Here is a 20,062-nt window from a genome sequence, read left to right as displayed (position 1 = left end):
GCTCATGCACTCACCGGACGTGGCGTTGTGACCTAATAGGAGCCTGGCCAGAGGCCCATCTCTGTCTTGTCCGCGTTGCCCGGCTGGTGCGTGCCGCCCTGCCCCCAGTCACGAACGACAGGACGACGATGCCCTCTATTACACCTGATATCGCCGCGGTCGAGGTCGTCGGTGGAGTCGATACCCACCAGGACACTCACACGGCCGCTGTGATCGACCTGGTCGGACGGGTTCTTGGCACCCAGCAGTTCCCGGCCACGACGGCCGGCTACACCGCCCTGCTGACCTGGATGCGCGGGTTCGGCCGTCTGCTGCGGGTCGGGGTCGAAGGCACCGGCGCCTACGGGGCCGGACTCGCTCGCAGACTCCGCGACGAGCAGGTTGAGCTGGTCGAGGTCGACCGCCCTGACCGTAAAACCCGCCGCTTCCAGGGCAAGTCCGACCCGATCGACGCCATCCAAGCGGCCAAGGCCGCCCTGGCCGGCGAACGTACCGGCACCCCCGAGCAGCGCGACGGCCGCGTCGAAGCCCTGCGCAACCTGCGGGTGGCCCGCCGCAGCGCCGTCGACCAGCGCGCCGACACCCAACGCCAGATCAAGGCACTGATCGTTACCGCCCCCGACCAGCTACGCGCCCAACTGCGCGGCCTGGCCGTCAAGCAGCTGATCGCCACCTGCGCCAGCCTGCAGCTCGACCCGGCCGACGCCGCAGCTCCGGCCACCGCAGCCACGATCGCCCTGCGCTCGCTCGCCCGCCGCCACCAGCAACTGTCCGCCGAGATCACCGAACTCGACGAACTACTCGAACCGCTCGTCGCCGCCATCAACCCTGGCCTGCTCGCCGCCCACGGCGTCGGCCCCGACGTCGCCGGTCAGCTGCTCGTCACCGTCGGCGAGAACCACGACCGGCTCACCTCCGAGGCCGGGTTCGCCATGCTCTGCGGTGTCGCCCCGATCCCCGCCTCGTCCGGCAGGACCAACCGCCACCGACTCAACCGCGGCGGCGACCGACAGGCCAACGCCGCCCTCTACCGCGTCGTACTCGTGCGGCTGCGCTGGGATCCGCGCACCCGCGCCTACGCCGAGCAGCGCACCAAGGAAGGCCTGTCCAAGAAAGAGATCATCCGCTGCCTCAAGCGCTACGTCGCGCGCGAGCTTTACCAGCTCATCACCTCAAAAGATCTTGAACTAGCAGCTTGACATCTATAGGAGCATCCTCGACGCCAGCTACCGGAATGCGGGCCAGTGCTCCGGCCTTCAGGCCGGGGGTGAAGGCCCGCGCGCCGCTGGCCACGGCGTCGACGCTGACGAACTACTGCGCCAGCTTGCTGACCGCGCGGAGCGCGAACAGCAGTGAGCGACGAGGCGTGCCGACTCTCCGTAGCGCCCGCTGCCCGGCGAGCCCTGACCGAGGGACCACCTGTCGGCCTGCCGCTGGCCGTCGCGATGGCCGTCGGTCAGTTCCTGACCGGCCTGCTACTGGAAAGGCCGTACGTGGTCGGCAAGCCGTTGACCCGCGAGCTGACCGGCTATCACTCGGCACGGCGCGGCCCTTACCGGGTGGTCTACCGAATCGACGAGGACAACCGGACAGTGCATGTCACCCGCATCGACCACCGAGCGGATGTCTACCGTCCGTAGCAGTCGCACCGGCTCAGCCGACGCGCAGCGCCGCCGCCAGGGGTGGTTGGTCGACCGGGTCGCCGGAGCGGCGCATGGCCCACAGCGGCGGCCCGCCGGCCGGCAGGTGCGCCACCCGTACGACGCGGTAGCCGTGGCGTTCGTGGAACGCCCGCTGCCGCTGGCTGCTCGCCTCGACCACCGCCGGCATGCTGATCCGGTCCAGCCGGGCATGATGCGCGGCGAGCAGCGTCGACCCGATTCCCTGGCGGCGTAGCCAGGGTGCCGCCGCCAGGAACGCCAGATGGTGGTGTCGGCCGGTCGGTTCCAGGCGGCCGGCGGTGAAGGTGTAGTGCGCGTACGGGCCGTGCCGGTCACCGCAGGCCCGCAACCGGCGCCGCTGATGTTCCGCCGCCAGGAGCCGGTCTGCCGGGTGCGGGTACCAGATCGCCACGCCGTCGCAGTGCCCGACCACGTCGACGATGCCGTGCCGTACGGCGTACTCCAGCTCGGCGGTGAAGAACCGGTGCATCGTCAGGTACCGCAACGCGTGGTCGCTGATCAGCCAGGACACAACCGGGTCCAGTACGCACGCCTGTGCCAGCAACTCTGCCAGGGGCTCGACGTCGGCGGCGGTGGCGGTCCGTACGGTCAGCGCCGGACCGCCACCGCTGCCGGCGACCGGCGTCGACCCGGTCACCGGCGCGCGCCGGCCTGGTAGACGCCGTGCCGGGTGGGCGTCGCCTGCGCGGACTGCCAGCGGCGCAGCGCGTCCTTGATCCGGTCGTTCTGCTCCCAGGTGCGTTCGAGCTCGGCGTACACGACGCCAAGATCGTGGGCGACGCGGTCGAGGAACGCGGCGTCCTCGCTGGGGTCCAGGCCTCGGCCGCCGCCGCGCCGGGGGACCGTCGGGAAGCGGTGGCTGCGGACCTGCCAGGGCCGGATCGGCCGGTACGCCGACCCGCGCTGATTGTGGCCGGCGGGGTTGCCGGGTGCCCGGTAGACACCGGTGGCGCTGCCGGCGGGCCAGTTAGCCGGTGGTGTGGTGGCCATGGTGCGTCGTTGCCGGCGGACCTGCCACCGGCGCCACAGTTCACGCATCTCGTGTTCCTCCCCATTGCTCGCTGCTGCCGCTGGTGGTTCCGCTCATCTGGGTGTTGTTGGTGGGTGGACGGGGTGGCCCTGCCGCTTGCCGATGCCGGCGGGGCCACCCCCACCCCGATCACCGCAGCCCTCCTCGGCGGTACGGCGACCAGGGCGAACCTTCGGGGCCGGGACGCCCAACGGCGTGACTCGCTACACGCCCCGACCGGAGGTGACCGCCCCAAGAGCCATCCGGGGGCGTTCGCCATCAACCTACAATCGCCACCGGTTGTAGGTCAACGAGCAACGTGCAACTGGTTGAGGTCGGAGGTAGAAGCGTGATCAAATGGGCATGCCATCCGGGGAGTGTGTATGCCCAAGCAGCAGTACCAAGTTCTTGCCGACGAGCTACGAGCGAAGATTGAGTCTGGCGAGTGGCCACCGGGCACAAAGCTGCCCAGCCGCTCACAGCTCTGCCGCGAGTACGACGTCTCGGACACCGTCGTCGGCAAGGCGATGATGATCCTCCGTGCCACCGGGCTGACCGAGACCCTCGAAGGAGTCGGCGTGTTCGTGGCCGAACCAAAGTGACTGCGTGTCGGCGTTGGGCGGACAGGGGTGGCTCGGGCGGCCGTAGTTCATGATCAGGTGAGGCCTACGCACGTTAAAACGCGAAGATAACGTGCGTAGGCCTCACCTCGATAGCGTTCGGCAGGGCGCGGATGATCATCCGCGTCAGCCGGCGGTGTGTCGGTGGCCAGTTCGGTCTTCGCTGGTGGCCAGTTGGCGGGGATATTTCTGGCCGTAGATGACTATGACTACTCAGGGCCGACTACTCAGGGCCGTCCCTGCCCGTGCACCGGCCGCCGCGCTATAACGACGTGGTGGAAACAAAGCCGACCCTTGTCGTCATCAGCGGACCACCCGGGGCTGGCAAGACGACGCTTGCCCACCTGCTCGCCCGGCGGATCGGCTGCCCGGCGATCTGCCGCGACGAGATCAAGGAGGGCATGGTCCACACTGCCGGCGGCATCATCGCCGCACCGAGCGACGAGCTGACCCTTCGAACCCTGCCCACCTTCTTCAACGTGCTGCGACTGCTGCTGACCGCTGGGGTCACCACGGTCACCGAGGCGGCTTTCCAGGACCGCCTGTGGCGGCCGGGCCTGCAGCCGTTGATCGGAATCGCCGACATCCGGGTGGTGCACTGCCGGGTCGCCGCGCAGGCGGCCTTCGACCGCGTCCAGCGGCGGCAGAACGAAAACGCAACCCGGCGCGCCCACGCCGATACGTACCTCGGTGACCATCAGACCCATACCGTCGGCCACCACGGCTTCCAGCCCGTCCGACTCGACGTACCCGAGATCGAAGTGGACACCAACGACGGCTACCGTCCTGGGCTCGACGAGATCGTCGCTTTCGTGAACGCCGGACGGTGAGCCGACCGTGGTCCCATTCCGTCGTGGTCCTCGACCACGGCCAGGTGTCGGCGGTCGTGTCGCCTCGCGGGGTTGGTGGTACCGGTTTAGCTTGATGCCTCAGGTGCATCAAGATGCACCTGAGGCATCAAGCTTTGGGCGAGCACCTCGGGCCCAGAGGGAGTCAGCCGTCGCGTTTGGTGGTCCAGCGGAACGTGGTCAGGCAGAGCACCAGGCCGATGACGCACCAGATGGCCAGCACCAGCGCGACCATGCCCAGCTCGAACGAGCCGCCTGGCTCCTGGGTGCCGAAGGCCTCCGGCAGGAAGACCGAGCGCAGCCCCTGGCACATCCATTTGAGCGGGAACAGCGCGGCGATCTGCTGCATCCAGCCGGGCAGCGCGGTGAAGACGAAGAAGACGCCGGAGGTGAACTGCAGCACCAGCGACACCGGGGTGGCCACCGCCGAGGCGCTGCGACCGCTGCGCGCCAGCGACGAGAAGGCGATGCCGCACAGCGTGCAGGCGGTGATGCCGAGCACCGACACCCACCCCAGGGTGAACCACTTGAACGCCGTGTCCGGAAGTTGCAGGTCGAACAGCAGGGTGGCGACGGCCAGCAGGAGCACCGTTTCGGCGAAGCCGATCACCGCCACCATGATGACCTTGCCGGCGAAGTAGACCCATTTCGGCATCGGGGTGCCGCGCAGCCGCTTGAGCACACCCCGGTCCCGCTCGATCGGGATCTGGATGGCCAGGCTCTGGAAGCCGACGGTCATCAGTCCGGTGGCGATCATGCCGGTGATGAAGTACTGGGTGAACCGTACGCCGTCGGTGATCTCGCCGGTGAAGATCGACGCGAAGATCAGGATCATGATGACCGGGAAGGCCATCGTGAAGACGACCGACTCGCGGCTGCGCATGAACTGCCGGATCTCCAGCCGACCCTGCCGCAGCCCGAGCCGCGCCGGCCCGATCCGCTGCACGGCCGATGAGGTGCCGGGGGTGCCGGCCGCCGGCGAGGTCACAGCGCCGGCGGTGCCGCCGGTGGTCGCGTTCACTTGTGTCCAATCATCCGCAGGTAGACGTCTTCCAGGGTGGGCCGGGTGACGGTCAGGCCGGGGACCTCGCCGTCGAAGCGCGCGGCCAGCTCGGCGACCAGCTTCGTCGGCGTCGCGCTCTCCTCGCGGTGCGCCGTCCCGTCGGCGGTACGCCAGGCGACGGTGGCCAGGGCGTCCCGCCGACCACCCAGCTCGGCCGGGGGTGCCACCTCGACGAGCCGACCGGCGGCGATCACCCCGACCCGGTCGGCGAGGGCTTCGGCCTCGTCCAGGTAGTGGGTGGTCAGCAGGATGGTGGTGCCGGCACCGGCGAGTGACCGGATCAGTTCCCAGAACTCGCGGCGGGCCTCCGGGTCGAAGCCGGTGGTCGGCTCGTCGAGGAAGAGCAGTTCCGGTCGGCCGACGATGCCGAGCGCCACGTCGAGGCGACGCTTCTGCCCGCCGGACAGCGTGTGGGTGCGGGCGCGGGCCTTGCCGGCGAGGCCGACCCGGTCGATCACCGCCGCCGGGTCGTCCGGTGCCGGGTAGAAGGCGGCGAAGTGGCCGACCACCTCGGCGACGGTCAGTTCGTCGAACTCGCCGGTGCCCTGCAGCACGATGCCGATCCGGGAGCGCCACTGCGGCGTACCAGGGTCGGGGTCGACGCCGAGCACCCGCACCTCGCCGGCGTCGCGGCGGCGGTAGCCCTCCAGGATCTCGACGGTGGTGGTCTTGCCAGCGCCGTTCGGGCCGAGCAGAGCGAACACCTCGCCGCGCCGCACGGTCAGGTCGACCCCGTCCACCGCCGGTGTCCCGGCGTACATCTTGCGCAGCCCGCGTACCTCGATGGCCGGCGCGTCCGCCGCCTTGTCGCTCATGGCGTCAACTATCGCCCCTGCCGTGCGGGGGAAGGCGCCCGGGTGTCGTGGTGGTGACGGACACCGCTGGCGGGCTGGACTGGGTTGGTTCGCCGGTGCTACGGTTCATTACACGAGTAATGAACCAGTGAACCAGAGGTGCTCCCGTGTTCGATGATCGAAGTCCGATCTATCAGCAGATAGCCGACAAGATCAAAAACGACATCCTGAGCGGGGCGCTGCAGGAGGGCGAGCAGGTCATGTCCACCAACCAGTACGCCAGCTACTACCGGATCAACCCCGCCACCGCCGCCAAGGGCTTCCACCAGCTCATCGACGAGGGCGTGCTGTTCAAGAAGCGGGGCATCGGGATGTTCGTCAGCCCCAACGCCCGCGAGACGCTGCGCGGCCAACGCCGCGACCGGTTCTTCACCGAGGTCGTCGACCCGATGGTCACCGAGGCCCGGATCATCGGCATCCCGTTGACCGAGGTCGTCGCCCGCATTCAACACGCAGCAGGAGGGGAACACCAGTGACCGGCCTGGGCATCGAGACCCGCAATCTCACCGTCCGCTACGGCGACACCGTCGCCGTCGACTCGCTCGACCTCACTCTCGTCCCGGGCAAGATCTACGGACTGCTCGGCCGCAACGGCTCCGGCAAGACCAGCCTGCTCGCCGTACTGTCCGCCTTCCGGGCCGCCACCAGCGGCACGGCGCGCATCGGCGGCGCCGACCCGTTTGAGAACGCGGCGATCATGTCGCAGATCACGTTCGTCCGGGACCGGGTTGACGCCCAGGACACCGACCGGGTCAGCTGCATCCTGGACCTCGCCGCGACACTGCGGCCCAACTGGGACGCCGACTACGCCGCCCGTCTGGTCGAGCGGTTCGACCTGCCGATGCGCAAGCGGCTCAACGGGCTGAGCCGGGGCATGAAGTCGGCGCTCAGCGTCACCCTCGGGCTGGCCGCCCGGGCACCGCTGACCATCTTCGACGAGGCCTACCTCGGCCTCGACGCACCCAGCCGGTACGCCTTTTACGAGGAAGTGCTCAACGACTACCTCGCGCACCCGCGCACCATTGTGCTCTCCACCCACCTGATCGAGGAGGTCGGGTCGCTGTTCGAGGAGGTGGTGGTGCTGCACCGGGGTCGGCTGGTCGCCCACGAGGAGACCGAGACGCTGCGGGCCCGGGGGACGGCAGTGACCGGCCCGGCCGCCGCCGTCGACGCGTTCGTCACCGGACGCACCGTGCTCGGCAGCCAGCAGCTCGGCGGCACCCGGTCCACCACCGTCTTCGGGGCCGTCGACGACGGCGACCGGGCCGCCGCCCGCGCCGCCGGCCTGGAGCTCGGCCCGATCGGGCTGCAGGACCTGTTCGTACACCTCACGGCGGACACCACGGACAAGGAGGCCCGGCGATGAACGCCACCGCCTGGAAGGTCACCCGTACGCTGCTGCGCCGGTCGCTGCCGCTGGCCGGGTGGTACTGGACGATCATCTACCTGGTCTGGGCCGTGGTCGTCGGCCTGATCGCCCGGTTCGGCACGGTCGAAGCGAGCATGTGGCAGAACATGGGCCTGCAGGCACCGCGTTGGTTCACCTTCGTGTTCGGCATCATCGCCGTCGGCACCTACCTGCCGATGTTCGTCGCCCACGGCGTCACCCGGCGGGACGCGCTGATTGGCTCCTGGGGCTTCCTCGTGCCGTACGCCCTCGGTTTCTCCACCCTGACGACGCTCGGCTTCGGCCTCGAATACCTGACCCTCGACGTCTTCGGTCTGCTCGACGGGCTCACCGAGCCGTACCTGGTCGGTTCGGCAGGCGACGCCGCCGCGATCTGGCTGGAGTACAGCCTGGTCAACCTGGGCTACATGGCGGCCGGGGTACTGACCGCGATCGTCTACCACCTGCTCAATCCGTGGTGGGGGACGTTGCTGCTGCCAGTGGTGCTGCTGCCGGCGTTCGTCGTCGAGATCGGCTTCCGTACCGAATGGACCGGGTTCGGCCTCGCCCGGATGCTCGGCCTTGACGACGAGGCACACGCTGGCACCGGAACGGCGATCGCGCTGCTGACCCTGCTGGTCGCCGGTGCCGTCACCTGGCTGCTGGTCCGCCGGCTGCCACTGAAGAAGATCTCCGGCTGAGGAGAGCTGAGGAGCGACGCCATGTCCGTCATCGAGATCGAGCAGCTGCACAAGCGGTACGGCGACCTGATCGCGGTGGACGACGTGTCGTTCACCGTCGATGAGGGGGAGATTTTCGGGATCCTCGGCCGTAACGGTGCCGGCAAGACCACCACTGTGGAGTGCGCGCTCGGGCTGCGCCGGCCGGACCGGGGCACCGTACGGGTGCTCGGCCTGGACCCGCAACGCGACGGCGCGCGGCTGCGCCAGCGACTCGGGGCGCAGCTGCAGGAAAGCCAGCTACCGGAGCGGATCAAGGTGTGGGAGGCGCTGGAGCTCTACAGCTCCTTCTACCGGCAGCCGGCCGACTGGCGGGAGCTGCTCGACCTGCTCGGCCTGTCCGCTCGGCACGACGCCCGCTTCGGCCAGCTCTCCGGCGGGCAGAAGCAGCGCCTGTCCGTCGCCCTGGCCCTGGTCGGCGACCCGAAGGTGGCGTTCCTCGACGAGTTGACCACCGGGCTGGACCCGGCGGCCCGCCGGGACACCTGGGGACTTGTCGAATCGGTCCGCAACCGGGGCGTCACTTTGGTGCTGGTCACGCACCTGATGGAGGAGGCGGAGCGGCTCTGCGACCGGGTCGCGGTGATCGACGCCGGCCGGGTGGTCGCCCTCGACACCCCGGCCGGGCTGGCCGCCAGCGTCGACAGCGGGCAGCGGATCCGGTTCGTCCCGGACCGACCGCTCGACCTCGCCCTGCTGGCCGAGCTGCCGCAGGTTACCGCCGTGACCATCGAAGGTCGTGAGGTCGTTGTCGACGGCGGTGCGGAGCTGTTCTTCGCCGTCGCGGCGGCGCTGTCCCGGCACGGCGTCACGCCGCGCGAGCTGCGCCTGCAGCAGGCGACGTTGGACGACGCGTTCCTCGCCCTCACCGGAGGTGACCGGTGACCGCGCTGCGCCGGCTCACCGTGATGGAGGCCAAACTGTTCCTGCGGGACCCGGCGGCGATCGTGATGTCGCTGGCCTTCCCGATGCTGCTGGTCGTCGTGCTGGGTGGGGTGATGCCAGGTTTCCGTACCCCGGTGGCGGAGCTCGCCGGGCTGCGGCCGATCGACATCTATCTGCCGGTGGTGGTCGCGATGGCGGTCGCCACCGTCGCGATCACCACCCTGCCCACGACCGTGGCCGGGTACCGGGAACGCGGGGTGCTGCGCCGGATGGCCACCACCCCGGTACGCCCGGCGAAGCTGCTCGGTGCCCAGCTGCTGGTCTCGGTGGCCGCGACGACGCTCGCGGTCGGTCTGGCCGTCGCCGCGGCGGCGGTCACGTTCCGGGTGCCGCTGCCCGAGCATCCGGTTAGCTTCCTCGGTGTGTTCCTGCTGGGCGGGGCGGCCACCTTCACGGTCGGGTTGCTGATCGCGGCGCTGGCGTCGACCGGGCGGGCGGCGAACGCCATCGGCATGCTGGTCTACTTCCCGATGTTGTTCTTCGCCGGGGTGTGGACCCCGGGGCCGATGATGCCCGAGACGATCCGCCGGTTGAGCGACCTCACCCCGCTCGGCGCACTGAGCCAGGCCTTGCAGGCCAGCTGGGCCGGGCAGGCGGTTCGTCCGCTGCACCTGCTGGTGATGGTCAGCTACCTGGCGGTGGTCGGTGCCCTGGCGGCCCGCTTGTTCCGCTGGCGGTGAGGCGATGCGATGCGCGGCCCGGGATGTCCGGTCAGACCCGGTATCCGGCGGCCCGGGCCGCCTGCCGATCCCGGCGGCGCTGCCGGGCCCGGCGGATCAGCAGCGGCCCGCCGATCAGCAATGCCACCAGGAAGACCAGCACCAGGACGGGCAGCAGGATCGCGACGACCGACATCACCACGCTGGTCGCGTCCTCGGCAGTGCTCGCCACCGGCGCGCCGATCCCGGCGGTGGCGGTGTTGATCACCGGTCGGGCGGTCGCCTTGAGTAGATGTATGCCGAGCGCGATCAGCACGCCGACCAGCACCGGAACCCACTGGTCCGAGGAGAAGAACCCTCCGGGGTCGCTGACCGTCACCGTCTCCGACGCCGACCCCGCTCCGAACGCCAGCCCGCCGGCGGTCGGCCGGACGACCGTCTGCACCACGTCGTTGACGTGGTCGACGACCGGCACCTTGTCGGCGACGACCTCGACAACCAGCAGGACGGCGAGGATGCCCAGCACCCATTCGTCGGACATCCACTGCCAGCCGTCCGGCAGCGTGATCAGGCTGGTGTAGCGGGCGAGCACGCCGACGGTCAGCAGCGGGATGTAGGCGTTGAGCCCCGCGGATGAGGCCAGCCCGGTCCCGGTCAGCAGTTCGAACACGTCACCAGGATCGCACCGCCGCGCCAGCCCTGCGCGGTACGCGGGCACCGCTGGCGCTACCCTCGTCGGGTGCGGCTGGTGATTGCTCGATGCTCGGTGGACTACGTCGGTCGACTCTCGGCGCATCTGCCGCCGGCCACCCGGCTGTTGATGGTCAAAGCGGACGGATCGGTCTCGATTCACGCCGACGATCGGGCGTACAAGCCGCTGAACTGGATGAGCCCGCCGTGCCGGCTGGAGGAGACGCCGGGCATGTGGCGGGTGGTCAACAAGGCCGGCGAGGAGCTGCGGATCACCCTGGAGGAGATTCTCCAGGAGATGTCGTACGACCTGGGTGTCGACCCCGGTCTGCGCAAGGACGGGGTGGAGGCGCATCTCCAGGAACTGCTCGCCGCCAACCCGACCACCTTCGGTGACGATTTCACCCTGGTGCGGCGGGAGTACATGACGGCGATCGGCCCGGTGGACCTGCTCTGTCGCGACGGCGCGGCGAGCGTCGCGGTCGAGGTGAAGCGTCGGGGCGAGATCGACGGTGTCGAGCAGCTGACCCGCTACCTCGAACTGCTCAACCGAGACCCACTGCTGGCGCCGGTGACCGGCATCTTCGCGGCACAGGAAATCAAACCGCAGGCCCGGGTGCTGGCCGAAGACCGCGGCATCCGGTGCGTGGTGGTCGACTACGACAAGTTGCGGGGCATCGAGCGGGACGAGCTCACCCTGTTCTGACCACCGTCAACTTTCGACCAGCAGCAACCTTCGGACCAGCACCGAACTTTGACCAGCTCCGAACTTTGACCAGCTCCGACACCGAGCTTCTGGAGTTCCCCGATGGGTGTGCGCAACCAGCAACGTCGAGCCGCCAAGAAGAAAGCCAGGGAGCAGCGGCAACGCCAACGGGCGCAGGCCGCCGGCGCGGCGTACCCCGACGGGTTCGGTTTCTACCAGCCACCGACCGAGGCGCAGCGGGTCGACGAGCTGCTGCGCCGGGCGGCCCGAATGGCGACGGCCGACCGACCGGACGACCTCGACGAGTGCGTGGCCGCGCTGGTCGCAGCCGACGGCCGGCTGGTGGACCAGGCGGTAGACGAGGCGTTGCGGCAGGTGGCCGCCGGGCTGTGGGGCCACGGCTGGATGCCGGCCGACGTGCTGCGGGTGGCCGGCCGCGAGCTCGGCAAGCGGGCGGTGAGCCTGACCGCCGGGTACGTCGCGGCGCAGCTGCGCGGGTACGCGCCGGCGACGGTCGCCGACCGCTGGCACCGCCAGCTGCGTGATCTCGACCTCGACGTGTGGGGTGCTGCTCGGCCCGACCACCGGCTGACCGCCTGGGCGGCCGGAGTCAAGCTGGACCGGACCGCTGCCGTGCTGCTCGCGGTGCGAGTGGCCGGGCTGCTGATCGGCCTGCCGAGACTGGAGCTGGTGGCCCCGCTGCCCGGCACGGTCCGCCCCGGTGACGACGGGACGCAGCAGCGTCGGCGGCCGACCCCCGCCGCACCCTCCGGGGCGGCCGGGACGGACGATGTGGACGAGCGTCAGCTCGGCCGGATCCGGGCGCTGCTGGCCAAGGCCGAGTCGACCGAATTCGCGGAGGAGGCCGAAGCGCTGTCGGCCAAGGCCCAGGAGCTGATGACCCGGCACCGCATCGACCATGCGCTGCTCGTCGCGCAGCAGACCGGTGCCGGCGGGCCACAGGTCGACCCGGTGGCCGTCCGGATCGGTCTGGAAGCACCGTACGAGCAGGCCAAGGCGTTGCTGCTGCAGCAGGTCGCCGAGGCGAACGGCTGCCGGTCGGTGTGGTCCAACAATCTCGGCTTCGCCACCGTCGTCGGGTTCGCCGCCGACTGCGAGTCGGTTGAGTTGCTGCACACCTCGCTGCTGGTACAGGCCACCGCGGCGATGCTGCGCAACGGCCCGCAGCGTGGCCGGGGCGGGCAGTCGACCACCCGGTCGTTCCGCCAGTCCTTCCTGGAGGCGTACGCGGTGCGGATCGGGCAGCGGTTGCGTACCGCCGCCGACGACGTCGGTCGAGAGGCGGCCGCGCGGACCGGCACCGCGCTGGTGCCGGTGCTGGCGGCCCGCGACGAGCAGGTGGACCGGGCCACCGAGCGGCTCTTCCCGACGGTGACCAGCCGGTCGATCGCCGGTCACAACCGGGCCGGGTGGATCGCCGGCACCACCGCCGCCGACCAGGCCAGCCTCGGCGCGCACCAGCCGATCGCCGGCTGACCCGCGATCAGTCGCGGCCGTACCGCAGCTTGATCACCTTGACGATGCGGGCCACGTCGGTCGGGGTCCGCTCGAACGTCATCGTCGGCAGCAGCGACGGTGCCCTGCGGCGGGTGATCGCCTTGGACCGGGTAAACTCCCGCAGCCCGTCTTCACCGTGCACCCGGCCGAAACCCGATTCGCCGACTCCGCCGAACGGCAGCTCACTGAACCCGACGAAGGTGAGCACCGAGTTGATCGACACCATTCCACTGCGAATCCGGCGGGCGACGGCGATCCCCCGCCGCTTGCCGAAGACCGCGCCGCCCAGCCCGTAGCGGGTGTCGTTGGCCGCCGTGATCGCCTCGTCGATGGTCTCGACCCGGTGGATCGTGACGGTCGGTCCGAAGGTCTCCTCCCGGACGGCGGCGCAGTCGGGCGGCACGTCGACCAGTACGGTCGGATGCACGTACGGCGGCTGTACCGCTGCGGCACCGCCGAGCACCGCCCGCCCACCGGCGGCCAGCGAGTCCTCGATGTGCCGTCGGATGACGTCGAGCTGGCCGGGCACGGCGATCGGCCCGACCTGGTCCTTCGGCCCGCTACCGACAGTCAGCCGGCCGGCCCGGTCCACCACCGCGGTGACGAACGCGTCGTACACCGGGGCCAGCGCGTACACCCGCTCGATGCCGATACAGCTCTGCCCGGCGTTGGTCATCGCTCCCCAGACGCAGGCCTCCGCCGCCGCGTCGATGTCGGCGTCGTCGTCGACGATCATCGCGTCCTTGCCGCCGGCCTCGATCACCACCGGGGTGAGTGTCTCGGCGCAGGCCGCCATGACCAGGCGGCCGGTCCGTGGTGAGCCGGTGAACGAGAGCTTGTCCACGCCGGACCGGCACAACGCGTCGCCGACGTCGCCAAGCCCGTGTACGGCCGTCAGGACCGACTCCGCGCCGACCGCCTCGGTGAGCGTGTCGACCAGCCACTGTCCGGTCACCGGGGTGTACTCGCTGGGTTTGAAGACCACCGTGTTGCCGGCGGCCAGCGCGTACGCGATCGGGCCGATCGGAATGAGCACCGGGTAGTTCCACGCGCCGATCACCCCGATCACTCCGAGCGGTTGGTACTCCAGGTGACCGCTGAACTCGGCGGTGATCAGCCGGGTGCGGGTCCGCCGGACCCCGAGCACCCGCCTGGCGTGCTGGGCCGCCCAGTCGATGTGTTCGATCGCGGCGGCGATCTCGACGACCGCCTCGGCCACCGGTTTGCCACACTCCCGGTTGACCAGATCGGCGAGTTCGGTGATCCGGGTGGCGAGCAGCGACCGCCAGCGCAGCAGCCGGCGGCGGCGTTGCGCGTGGCCGATTCCGACCCACCAATCGGCGGCGGTCCGGGCCGCCGCCACCGCCGCCGCGACCTGATCGCGGTCGGCGATCGGGACCCGGCCCACCTGCGCACCGGTCGCCGGGTGGCAGGAGAGAAGGTGCCCGTCGTCGACCACCGGCAGGCTTGGGTTCCGTACCACCGTCACCTTGGCCTCCTCCACCAGCTGCGGCTGCGCACCGGCCCCGGATCGCTCCGCCTGCCCGCCGCGCAGTATTGTCCGAGGTTAGCCGTAAAGGGTACTCGCGGGTAGCGAGACTTCGATTCTTGGCGATGCAATGACAGCCTTGGCCACCTGGCGTCAGGGCGGGTGTCCGGTTGTCGCGGACCACCGTCGAATCGGTGGCGCGGACCTGACCCGGCCGGCGGCCAACACCGGACAAGGGACCATGTCCCGGGTCGGCGCGAGCTGGCAGGCTGCAACGGGTGGCGCGACGTGCGTCGCTGTCGAGGGGGGAAGGCACTTCACCAGCTGATGTCCGAACACCAGTCGCTGCTACCTCTCCTTCAGGTGATAACCGGCCCGACTCCGGGGGCCAGCTACCGGCTGTCCCCCGGGGAACGGGTGATCGGTCGGGACGCCGGCCTGGACATCACCATCGACGACATCAAGGTCAGCCGGTGCCACGCGGTGCTAACCGCCGGTGGCGGCCGTACGGTGCTGACCGACCAGGAGTCGACGAACGGCACCTGGGTCAACGACCTGCGTATCCGGCAGCCGACCGAGCTGCGCGACGGGGACCGGATCCGGATCGGTGGCGTGGAACTGCGGTTCTACGACCCGGCCTCGGCGCTCACCGACCCGGTCGGCACCCGGATCCCCCGACCGGCCACGGCGGCGCTGCCCGGCGCACCGGTGCGCCCGACCACCGGGCCGGGTTCGCCGCTGCACACCGCGCTCGGCGAGCCCACCCAGCCGATGCGCCCCCGACGCCGGCCCAGCACGTTGCTGATGGCCGGGCTGGCGGGGATCTTCCTGGTCGGCTGGTTGACCTGGCTGGTCGTGGTGCTCTCCTGAGCGGCGGCGCGGCGGCTCGTGGCAGACTCGCCATGCATCGGGGCCGACGCAGGTGACGGACGGAGACCAGATGGCGCGCGAGTTCAACACCGTGGGAGTGGTGGGGCTCGGCACGATGGGTGCCGGGATTGTCGAGGTCTTCGCCCGCAACGGCGTCGACGTGGTCGCCGTCGAGGTGGACGGGGCGGCGCTGGACAAGGGCCGGGTCAACCTGACGGCGTCCACCGACCGGGCCGTCGCCCGCGGCAAACTCGATCCGGCCGACCGGGACGCACTGCACGCCCGGGTGACCTTCGCGGTCGGACTCGACGCACTCCGCGACGTCGACCTTGCCGTCGAGGCGGTCCCGGAGCGGCTCGATCTCAAGCGACGCCTGCTGGCCGAGCTCGATCGGGTGTGCCCACCGGGGGCCGTCCTGGCGACCAACACCTCGTCGTTGAGCGTCACCGAGATCGCTGTCGCCACCGAACGTCCCGGCCAGGTGATCGGGCTGCACTTCTTCAACCCGGCACCGGTGATGCGGTTGGTCGAGGTGATCAGCACCGTGGTGACCGCGCCGGAGGTGGCCCGCGACGTCCAGTCGCTCTGCGCCCGGCTCGGCAAGGTCGGGGTGAGCGTCACCGACCGCGCCGGCTTCATCGCCAACGCGCTGTTGTTCGGGTACCTCAACCAGGCGGTCGGGATGTACGAGGCCGGGTACGCCAGCCGGGAGGACATCGACGCGGCCATGCAGCAGGGCCACGGCCTGCCGATGGGCCCGTTGACGCTGCTCGACCTGATCGGCCTGGACACCGCCTACCAGGTGCTGGAGACGATGTACCAGCGTGGTGGCCACGACCGCCGGCACGCGGCCGCGCCGCTGCTGCGGCAGATGGTCACCGCCGGGCTGCTCGGCCGCAAGTCCGGCCGGGGGTTCTACACCTACCAGGCACCGGGCTCGTCGCGGCTCGCCCCGGACGACCTCAGCCCGGTGGCCGGCGCTGAGGCCGCTGAGCCGGCACCCCGTACGGTCGGGGTGGTCGGGTCGGGCAGCGCCGCGACCGACGTCGCGGACGTCCTCACCGCCGCCGGAGTCGACGTCGTCGCGGTGGCCGACCCCGGTGGCGTCCCGGCGGCCGACCACCACCACCAGGCCGTGCGTGACCTGGCCGCCGTCGACCTGGTGGTGGTGGTCGGCCCGTCGACGGCACCGGTGATCGACGTGGCGATGGCCACCGGCCGGCCGGCCGACGTGGTCGGACTGCACTTCGTTGGCGGTACGGCGGCGCGGGCCCGCCTGGTCGAGGTGGTGCGTACCGTCCGGACCTCGCCGAGCGCGGTGCGGGCCGCGCACCAACTCTGCGCGGCACTCGGTAGGACCGCGGTGACCTGCGGCGACCGCGCCGGCTTCATCGCCGACGCGTTGCTGGTGCCGTACCTCAACGACGCGGTCCGGATGCTGGAGAGCAACTATTCGACGGCGGACGACATCGACGCGGCGATGAAACTCGGCTGTGGCTATCCCGCCGGGCCGTTCGAGCTGCTCGACACCGTCGGCCTGGACGTGGCGCTGGCCGTCCAGACCGCCATCCACCGGGAGCTGCCCGAGCCCGGGCTGGCACCCGCCCCGCTGCTGCGCAACCTGGTGACCGCCGGTCGGCTCGGCCGGCGCACCGGGGGCGGTTTCCGCGACCACGCCGGCTGAGCAGGGCGCCACAGCGGCGACGTACCCTTGCGATCATGAGTCCGCGCCGCAACCGTCCGACCCGCCGGTCCGCCGGTCGCGCCGGCCACGGCGATTCCGGCCAGCCCGAGCCGGTCGACCCGGAGCGGGTGCGCCGGGGCGTCGCCGCCGTGCAGTCGTTCAGCGACGGCGACTGGATGGTGCGGTCGGTGCCCGGTCCGGCGGCGACCAAGACGTACCGTTGCCCGGGGTGTCTGCAGGAGATCCGGCCGGGTGTGCCGCACGTGGTCGCCTGGCCGGCGGACGGCCGGGGCGACCTGACCGACCGGCGGCACTGGCACTCCGGCTGCTGGCGGGCCCGCGAGCAGCGGCGGCCGGCGGTCGAGCGATCCCGCTCCGCGCCCCGCTACGGCTGATCCCCGACGGTCCGGCGGGTCAGGGCAGTGCGAGACTGGCCGGGTGAGCGAGCCGATCCGGTCCATGTCGATCCTGCCCGCCGAGCGCCGCGACATCGAGCTGCACACCGCCGACGGGCTTACCCTCGTCGGTGAGTTGGCGTTACCAGCCGATCGTCCGCCGGTCGCCACGCTGGTCTGCCTGCATCCGCTGCCCACCCACGGCGGAATGATGGACAGCCACGTGTTCCGCAAGGCCGCCTGGCGGCTGCCGGCGCTGGCCGACGTGGCCGTGCTCCGGTTCAACACCCGGGGCACCAGCAGCGAGCGCGGCACCAGCGGCGGCAGCTTCGACTCGGCCGAGGGGGAGCGGTTTGACGTCGCGGCGGCGATCGAGTACGCAGAGTTCGCCGAGCTACCCAGGATCTGGCTGCTCGGCTGGTCGTTCGGCACCGACCTGGCCCTGCGCTACGGCTGCGACCCGGCGGTCGAGGGCGCGATCCTGTTGTCGCCGCCGCTGCGCTTCGCCACCGACGCCGACCTGGCCACCTGGTCGGCGTCCGGCAAGCCACTCACCGCGCTGGTTCCGGAGCTGGACGACTACCTGCGGCCGGACGAGGCGACCCGGCGGTTCGCTGTGGTCGGACAGGCGGAGGTGGTCGGGGTCGCAGGTGCCCGCCATCTCTGGGTCGGCCAGGTGGAGCGGGTGCTCGACGAGGTGGTCCGTCGGGTCGCGCCGCAGGTCACGGTGCCGCTGCCGACCAGCTGGGACGGTCCGATGGAGTACGGCGACGCCAACGCGTACGCCGACCGGACGGTAGCGGCGTTCGCCGACGTCCCGGTCGCCGGGCCGCCGCAACGGCAGGCCGACGGCGGGTGACCGCACGGGTGCGGCCCACGCACGACGTGCCCGCAGGGTAGGTCATCCGGGGCGGTCAGCCGGCCGGTTCGAGCCGTTCGGTGGTCGGCCGATCCTCCTCGACCGACGGGTAGCCGGCGGCCCAGTCGCGGCGGGAACGCCAGACTTCGATCCAGTCGACGCCCCGGGACCGGTCCCGGCCGAGCAGCGTCTTGCCCACCGCCCGTAGACCGACCCCGGCGACCAGCAGCCGGACGGCGGTCCAGGCCCGCAGCGGCGACCAGTGCCGCCGGACGTAGGTGGCCTTGCCGCGCAGAATCCGGATCCGTTGCCCCTCGGAGCTGGACGAGGCGCCGACCAGGTGCACCACCTGAGCGGTCGGGGTCAGCACCGGTCGGGCGCCCAGCGCCCTGGCCCGGGTGCTGAGGTCGATGTCCTCGCTGTAGAGGAAGTACTGCGGGTCGAAGCCGCCGAGTCGGCCGAACAGCTCGCGCTCGATCAGCAGCATGCAGCCGGACAGCGCCGGCACCTCGCGTACCGACCTGCGGTCGTAGCCGGGCAGCGCTTCCGGATCCGCCCAGGCCCGGCCGCGGAACGCGGTCGACAGCCCGCTGGCGAAGCCGAAGATGCTCCACACCGTGGGCATGCCCCAGCAGGAGTAGTTGTCGTCGGTGCCGTCGGGGTGCAGGGTGCGTCCGGTGTACAGGCCGTGCCCGGGGTGAAGGTCGGCGAAGGTGACCAGTTCGTTGACCGGATGGCCGACCGGAACCGTGTCCGGATTCAGGCAGAGCAGGTAGCGCCCGGTGCTGACCGCCGCCCCACGGTTGATGCCTCGGCCGAACCCGACGTTCTCCGTCAGCCGTACCAGGCGGACCTGCGGGAACCGCTCGGCGATGGTGTCGGCGGAGCTGTCGGTGGAGGCGTTGTCGACCACCACCACCTCGGCTGTGACGTCCGGCGTCAGGCTCGCGTACAGCTCGGTCAGGCAGCGCACGATCAGTTGGCTCGTGTTGTACGAGACGATGACGACCGAGACGTCGGGGCGGCTCACGGGTGGTTCCCGGAGCCGACCGGGTCGGGACGGTTGGCGCCCCGGCTGTCCCGGCTGCTCTGGCCGCCCTGGCTGCCCTGGCTGCCCTGGCTGCTCTGGCCGTCCCGGGGGGCCGGGATGTGCCGGGTCGGCGGGAGCGCAGATCCGCTGCCGGTGTTCGTGGCCTGGTCGCCGCGCCGCAACCGGGTTCGGACGCTGCCGCCGAGCAGCTGCAGCGCGAACGGTACGTCGTGCAGCAGGTAGCGGCGGGTGAGCCGGTGTGGCTCGCGGAGCAGCCGGTGCATCCACTCCAACCCAATGCGTTGCATCCAGCGGGGGGCCCGACGGTGTACCCCGGCGACGAAGCCGATCGCCGCTCCGCAACCCATGAACCAGGTGTTCGGCAGCATCGGCCGGAGCCGGGCGATGAGCCGTTCCTGTTTGGGGAAGCCGAGCCCGACGAAGATCAGGTCCGGTCGGGCGGCGGCCACCTCGGTGCAGATCTGGCTGAGCTGTTCCTCGGACCGGTCGAACCCGAACGGCGGGCTGAGCTGGCCGGCGATGGTGAGCTGGGGGAACTCGCGACGGAGTACGGCGGCGGCCTGCACCGCCGTGCCCGGCTCACCACCGAGCAGGTAGACCGACCGGCCCTGTTCGCCGAGCGCCCGGGACAGGCTCCAGATCAGGTCGGATCCGGGGACCCGGGCCGGCAGCGGGTCACCGCCGATCCGGCTGGCCCAGATCAGTGGCGCACCGTCCGCTACCACCAGAGTTGATGACTCTATGTGCCCGTGGCACTCCTCTTCGCGGTTGGCGCGGCGCAGAATGTCCACGTTCGGGGTAATGATCTGGCCGCCGGAGCCTGCGTCTAGTGCGGCGATGACATGGCGAATGACGTCTTCTTCTCGAACGGGATCAAAGGCGACATTGCTTAGAGTGATCCGATGCCTATTTACGGTAACGGGGTACTGGTCACGAGGCACAAGCTGCACCGTACTCGGCGTGGTGGTCCACCGGATGGTCCAATCGGTGTCA

Annotated in this window: 23 protein-coding genes; 15 read left to right on the top strand and 8 right to left on the bottom strand. The window is 70.7% G+C overall.

The window, feature by feature from the left end; all coding sequences use genetic code 11:
• Nucleotides 1-128: 128 nt before the first annotated feature.
• Together O7610_RS14980 and O7610_RS14975 are read left to right on the top strand one after the other, a co-directional pair.
• Nucleotides 129-1,199, top strand: a complete 1,071-nt coding sequence (locus O7610_RS14980; RefSeq protein WP_289213628.1) for an IS110 family RNA-guided transposase — start codon at nt 129-131, stop codon at nt 1,197-1,199.
• A gap of 153 nt (nt 1,200-1,352) precedes the next feature.
• A complete protein-coding gene (locus tag O7610_RS14975; RefSeq protein ID WP_281551360.1) occupies nt 1,353-1,640 on the top strand; it encodes a type II toxin-antitoxin system RelE family toxin in 288 nt (95 codons plus the stop codon).
• 13 nt (nt 1,641-1,653) lie between these two features.
• On the opposite strand, the gene O7610_RS14970 is transcribed toward O7610_RS14975, so the two are convergent.
• Both O7610_RS14970 and O7610_RS14965 read right to left on the bottom strand, forming a co-directional pair.
• On the bottom strand, nt 1,654-2,319 hold the full coding sequence (locus O7610_RS14970) for a GNAT family N-acetyltransferase (RefSeq protein WP_289213528.1): 666 nt from the start codon (nt 2,317-2,319) through the stop codon (nt 1,654-1,656).
• Complete coding sequence (locus tag O7610_RS14965) at nt 2,316-2,720, bottom strand: DivIVA domain-containing protein (protein ID WP_289213527.1); 405 nt, start codon at nt 2,718-2,720, stop codon at nt 2,316-2,318. Before O7610_RS14965 ends, O7610_RS14970 begins: the two co-directional genes overlap by 4 nt.
• A 354-nt stretch (nt 2,721-3,074) precedes the next feature.
• Here O7610_RS14965 and O7610_RS14960 point away from each other — a divergent pair, with 354 nt between their 5' ends.
• Complete coding sequence (locus O7610_RS14960) at nt 3,075-3,293, top strand: winged helix-turn-helix domain-containing protein (RefSeq protein ID WP_281551357.1); 219 nt, start codon at nt 3,075-3,077, stop codon at nt 3,291-3,293.
• Between the two features lie 293 nt (nt 3,294-3,586).
• The gene (locus O7610_RS14955) at nt 3,587-4,141 is read left to right on the top strand and encodes a P-loop nucleotide/nucleoside kinase family protein (RefSeq protein WP_289213526.1); all 555 of its coding nucleotides are present in this window, start codon (nt 3,587-3,589) and stop codon (nt 4,139-4,141) included.
• Nucleotides 4,142-4,304: 163 nt separating this feature from the next.
• Here the strand turns inward: O7610_RS14955 and O7610_RS14950 are convergent, their stop codons facing one another.
• Both O7610_RS14950 and O7610_RS14945 read right to left on the bottom strand, forming a co-directional pair.
• The gene (locus O7610_RS14950) at nt 4,305-5,147 is read right to left on the bottom strand and encodes an ABC transporter permease (protein WP_289213627.1); all 843 of its coding nucleotides are present in this window, start codon (nt 5,145-5,147) and stop codon (nt 4,305-4,307) included.
• Between the two features lie 29 nt (nt 5,148-5,176).
• Nucleotides 5,177-6,037 (bottom strand): ABC transporter ATP-binding protein, encoded by an 861-nt coding sequence (locus tag O7610_RS14945; protein WP_289213525.1) that lies wholly within the window; start codon nt 6,035-6,037, stop codon nt 5,177-5,179.
• 146 nt (nt 6,038-6,183) lie between these two features.
• Here O7610_RS14945 and O7610_RS14940 point away from each other — a divergent pair, with 146 nt between their 5' ends.
• Genes O7610_RS14940 through O7610_RS14920 form a run of 5 tightly spaced genes read left to right on the top strand, consistent with a single transcriptional unit; the run spans nt 6,184 to nt 9,828 of the window.
• Nucleotides 6,184-6,552, top strand: a complete 369-nt coding sequence (locus O7610_RS14940) for a GntR family transcriptional regulator (RefSeq protein WP_281551353.1) — start codon at nt 6,184-6,186, stop codon at nt 6,550-6,552.
• Entirely contained in the window at nt 6,549-7,442 is an 894-nt protein-coding gene (locus O7610_RS14935; RefSeq protein ID WP_289213524.1) for an ATP-binding cassette domain-containing protein, read from the top strand. Before O7610_RS14940 ends, O7610_RS14935 begins: the two co-directional genes overlap by 4 nt.
• Nucleotides 7,439-8,164, top strand: coding sequence for a hypothetical protein (locus O7610_RS14930; protein ID WP_281551351.1), 726 nt, complete (start codon nt 7,439-7,441; stop codon nt 8,162-8,164). The genes O7610_RS14935 and O7610_RS14930 overlap by 4 nt, the downstream gene beginning before the upstream one ends.
• A 21-nt stretch (nt 8,165-8,185) precedes the next feature.
• Nucleotides 8,186-9,088: an ABC transporter ATP-binding protein gene (locus O7610_RS14925; RefSeq protein ID WP_289213523.1), complete on the top strand. Its 903-nt coding sequence runs from the start codon at nt 8,186-8,188 to the stop codon at nt 9,086-9,088.
• Complete coding sequence (locus O7610_RS14920) at nt 9,085-9,828, top strand: ABC transporter permease (RefSeq protein WP_289213522.1); 744 nt, start codon at nt 9,085-9,087, stop codon at nt 9,826-9,828. The genes O7610_RS14925 and O7610_RS14920 overlap by 4 nt, the downstream gene beginning before the upstream one ends.
• A gap of 31 nt (nt 9,829-9,859) precedes the next feature.
• On the opposite strand, the gene O7610_RS14915 is transcribed toward O7610_RS14920, so the two are convergent.
• Nucleotides 9,860-10,477: a DUF4126 domain-containing protein gene (locus O7610_RS14915; RefSeq protein WP_281551348.1), complete on the bottom strand. Its 618-nt coding sequence runs from the start codon at nt 10,475-10,477 to the stop codon at nt 9,860-9,862.
• 69 nt (nt 10,478-10,546) lie between these two features.
• On the opposite strand from O7610_RS14915, the gene nucS reads away from it, so the two are divergent.
• Nucleotides 10,547-11,203: an endonuclease NucS gene (gene nucS / locus O7610_RS14910; protein ID WP_278171154.1), complete on the top strand. Its 657-nt coding sequence runs from the start codon at nt 10,547-10,549 to the stop codon at nt 11,201-11,203.
• Nucleotides 11,204-11,305: 102 nt separating this feature from the next.
• Nucleotides 11,306-12,700 carry a DUF2786 domain-containing protein gene (locus O7610_RS14905; RefSeq protein ID WP_281551347.1) on the top strand — a complete coding sequence of 465 codons (1,395 nt, stop codon included), beginning with the start codon at nt 11,306-11,308 and terminating at the stop codon, nt 12,698-12,700.
• 7 nt (nt 12,701-12,707) lie between these two features.
• Here the strand turns inward: O7610_RS14905 and O7610_RS14900 are convergent, their stop codons facing one another.
• Nucleotides 12,708-14,210 carry an aldehyde dehydrogenase family protein gene (locus O7610_RS14900; protein WP_281551346.1) on the bottom strand — a complete coding sequence of 501 codons (1,503 nt, stop codon included), beginning with the start codon at nt 14,208-14,210 and terminating at the stop codon, nt 12,708-12,710.
• A gap of 327 nt (nt 14,211-14,537) precedes the next feature.
• On the opposite strand from O7610_RS14900, the gene O7610_RS14895 reads away from it, so the two are divergent.
• From O7610_RS14895 to O7610_RS14880, 4 genes are all read left to right on the top strand, one after another.
• Nucleotides 14,538-15,080: an FHA domain-containing protein gene (locus tag O7610_RS14895; protein ID WP_281551345.1), complete on the top strand. Its 543-nt coding sequence runs from the start codon at nt 14,538-14,540 to the stop codon at nt 15,078-15,080.
• A gap of 70 nt (nt 15,081-15,150) precedes the next feature.
• Nucleotides 15,151-16,764, top strand: coding sequence for a 3-hydroxyacyl-CoA dehydrogenase family protein (locus tag O7610_RS14890; RefSeq protein ID WP_281551344.1), 1,614 nt, complete (start codon nt 15,151-15,153; stop codon nt 16,762-16,764).
• Nucleotides 16,765-16,799: 35 nt separating this feature from the next.
• Complete coding sequence (locus O7610_RS14885) at nt 16,800-17,159, top strand: Rv1322 family protein (RefSeq protein ID WP_281551343.1); 360 nt, start codon at nt 16,800-16,802, stop codon at nt 17,157-17,159.
• 43 nt (nt 17,160-17,202) lie between these two features.
• Nucleotides 17,203-18,018 carry an alpha/beta hydrolase gene (locus O7610_RS14880; protein WP_281551342.1) on the top strand — a complete coding sequence of 272 codons (816 nt, stop codon included), beginning with the start codon at nt 17,203-17,205 and terminating at the stop codon, nt 18,016-18,018.
• Nucleotides 18,019-18,073: 55 nt separating this feature from the next.
• On the opposite strand, the gene O7610_RS14875 is transcribed toward O7610_RS14880, so the two are convergent.
• Nucleotides 18,074-19,048, bottom strand: coding sequence for a glycosyltransferase family 2 protein (locus O7610_RS14875; RefSeq protein WP_289213521.1), 975 nt, complete (start codon nt 19,046-19,048; stop codon nt 18,074-18,076).
• Entirely contained in the window at nt 19,045-20,010 is a 966-nt protein-coding gene (locus tag O7610_RS14870) for a WecB/TagA/CpsF family glycosyltransferase (protein WP_502959097.1), read from the bottom strand. The genes O7610_RS14875 and O7610_RS14870 overlap by 4 nt, the downstream gene beginning before the upstream one ends.
• Nucleotides 20,011-20,062 lie beyond the last annotated feature (52 nt).

This window comes from Solwaraspora sp. WMMA2065 (assembly GCF_030345075.1).
GTDB lineage: Bacteria > Actinomycetota > Actinomycetes > Mycobacteriales > Micromonosporaceae > Micromonospora_E.
Note: the sequence above shows the minus strand (reverse complement) of the source record. Positions and strands in the feature narration are given on the sequence as shown.

Coding starts and splice junctions, on each gene's coding strand:
- O7610_RS14945 (WP_289213525.1), bottom strand. CDS start 6,037: ATGAGCGACAAGGCGGCGGACGCGCCGGCCATCGAGGTACGCGGGCTG.
- O7610_RS14895 (WP_281551345.1), top strand. CDS start 14,538: ATGTCCGAACACCAGTCGCTGCTACCTCTCCTTCAGGTGATAACCGGC.
- O7610_RS14960 (WP_281551357.1), top strand. CDS start 3,075: ATGCCCAAGCAGCAGTACCAAGTTCTTGCCGACGAGCTACGAGCGAAG.
- O7610_RS14905 (WP_281551347.1), top strand. CDS start 11,306: ATGGGTGTGCGCAACCAGCAACGTCGAGCCGCCAAGAAGAAAGCCAGG.
- O7610_RS14930 (WP_281551351.1), top strand. CDS start 7,439: ATGAACGCCACCGCCTGGAAGGTCACCCGTACGCTGCTGCGCCGGTCG.
- O7610_RS14980 (WP_289213628.1), top strand. CDS start 129: ATGCCCTCTATTACACCTGATATCGCCGCGGTCGAGGTCGTCGGTGGA.
- O7610_RS14885 (WP_281551343.1), top strand. CDS start 16,800: ATGAGTCCGCGCCGCAACCGTCCGACCCGCCGGTCCGCCGGTCGCGCC.
- O7610_RS14965 (WP_289213527.1), bottom strand. CDS start 2,720: ATGCGTGAACTGTGGCGCCGGTGGCAGGTCCGCCGGCAACGACGCACC.
- O7610_RS14890 (WP_281551344.1), top strand. CDS start 15,151: ATGGCGCGCGAGTTCAACACCGTGGGAGTGGTGGGGCTCGGCACGATG.
- O7610_RS14925 (WP_289213523.1), top strand. CDS start 8,186: ATGTCCGTCATCGAGATCGAGCAGCTGCACAAGCGGTACGGCGACCTG.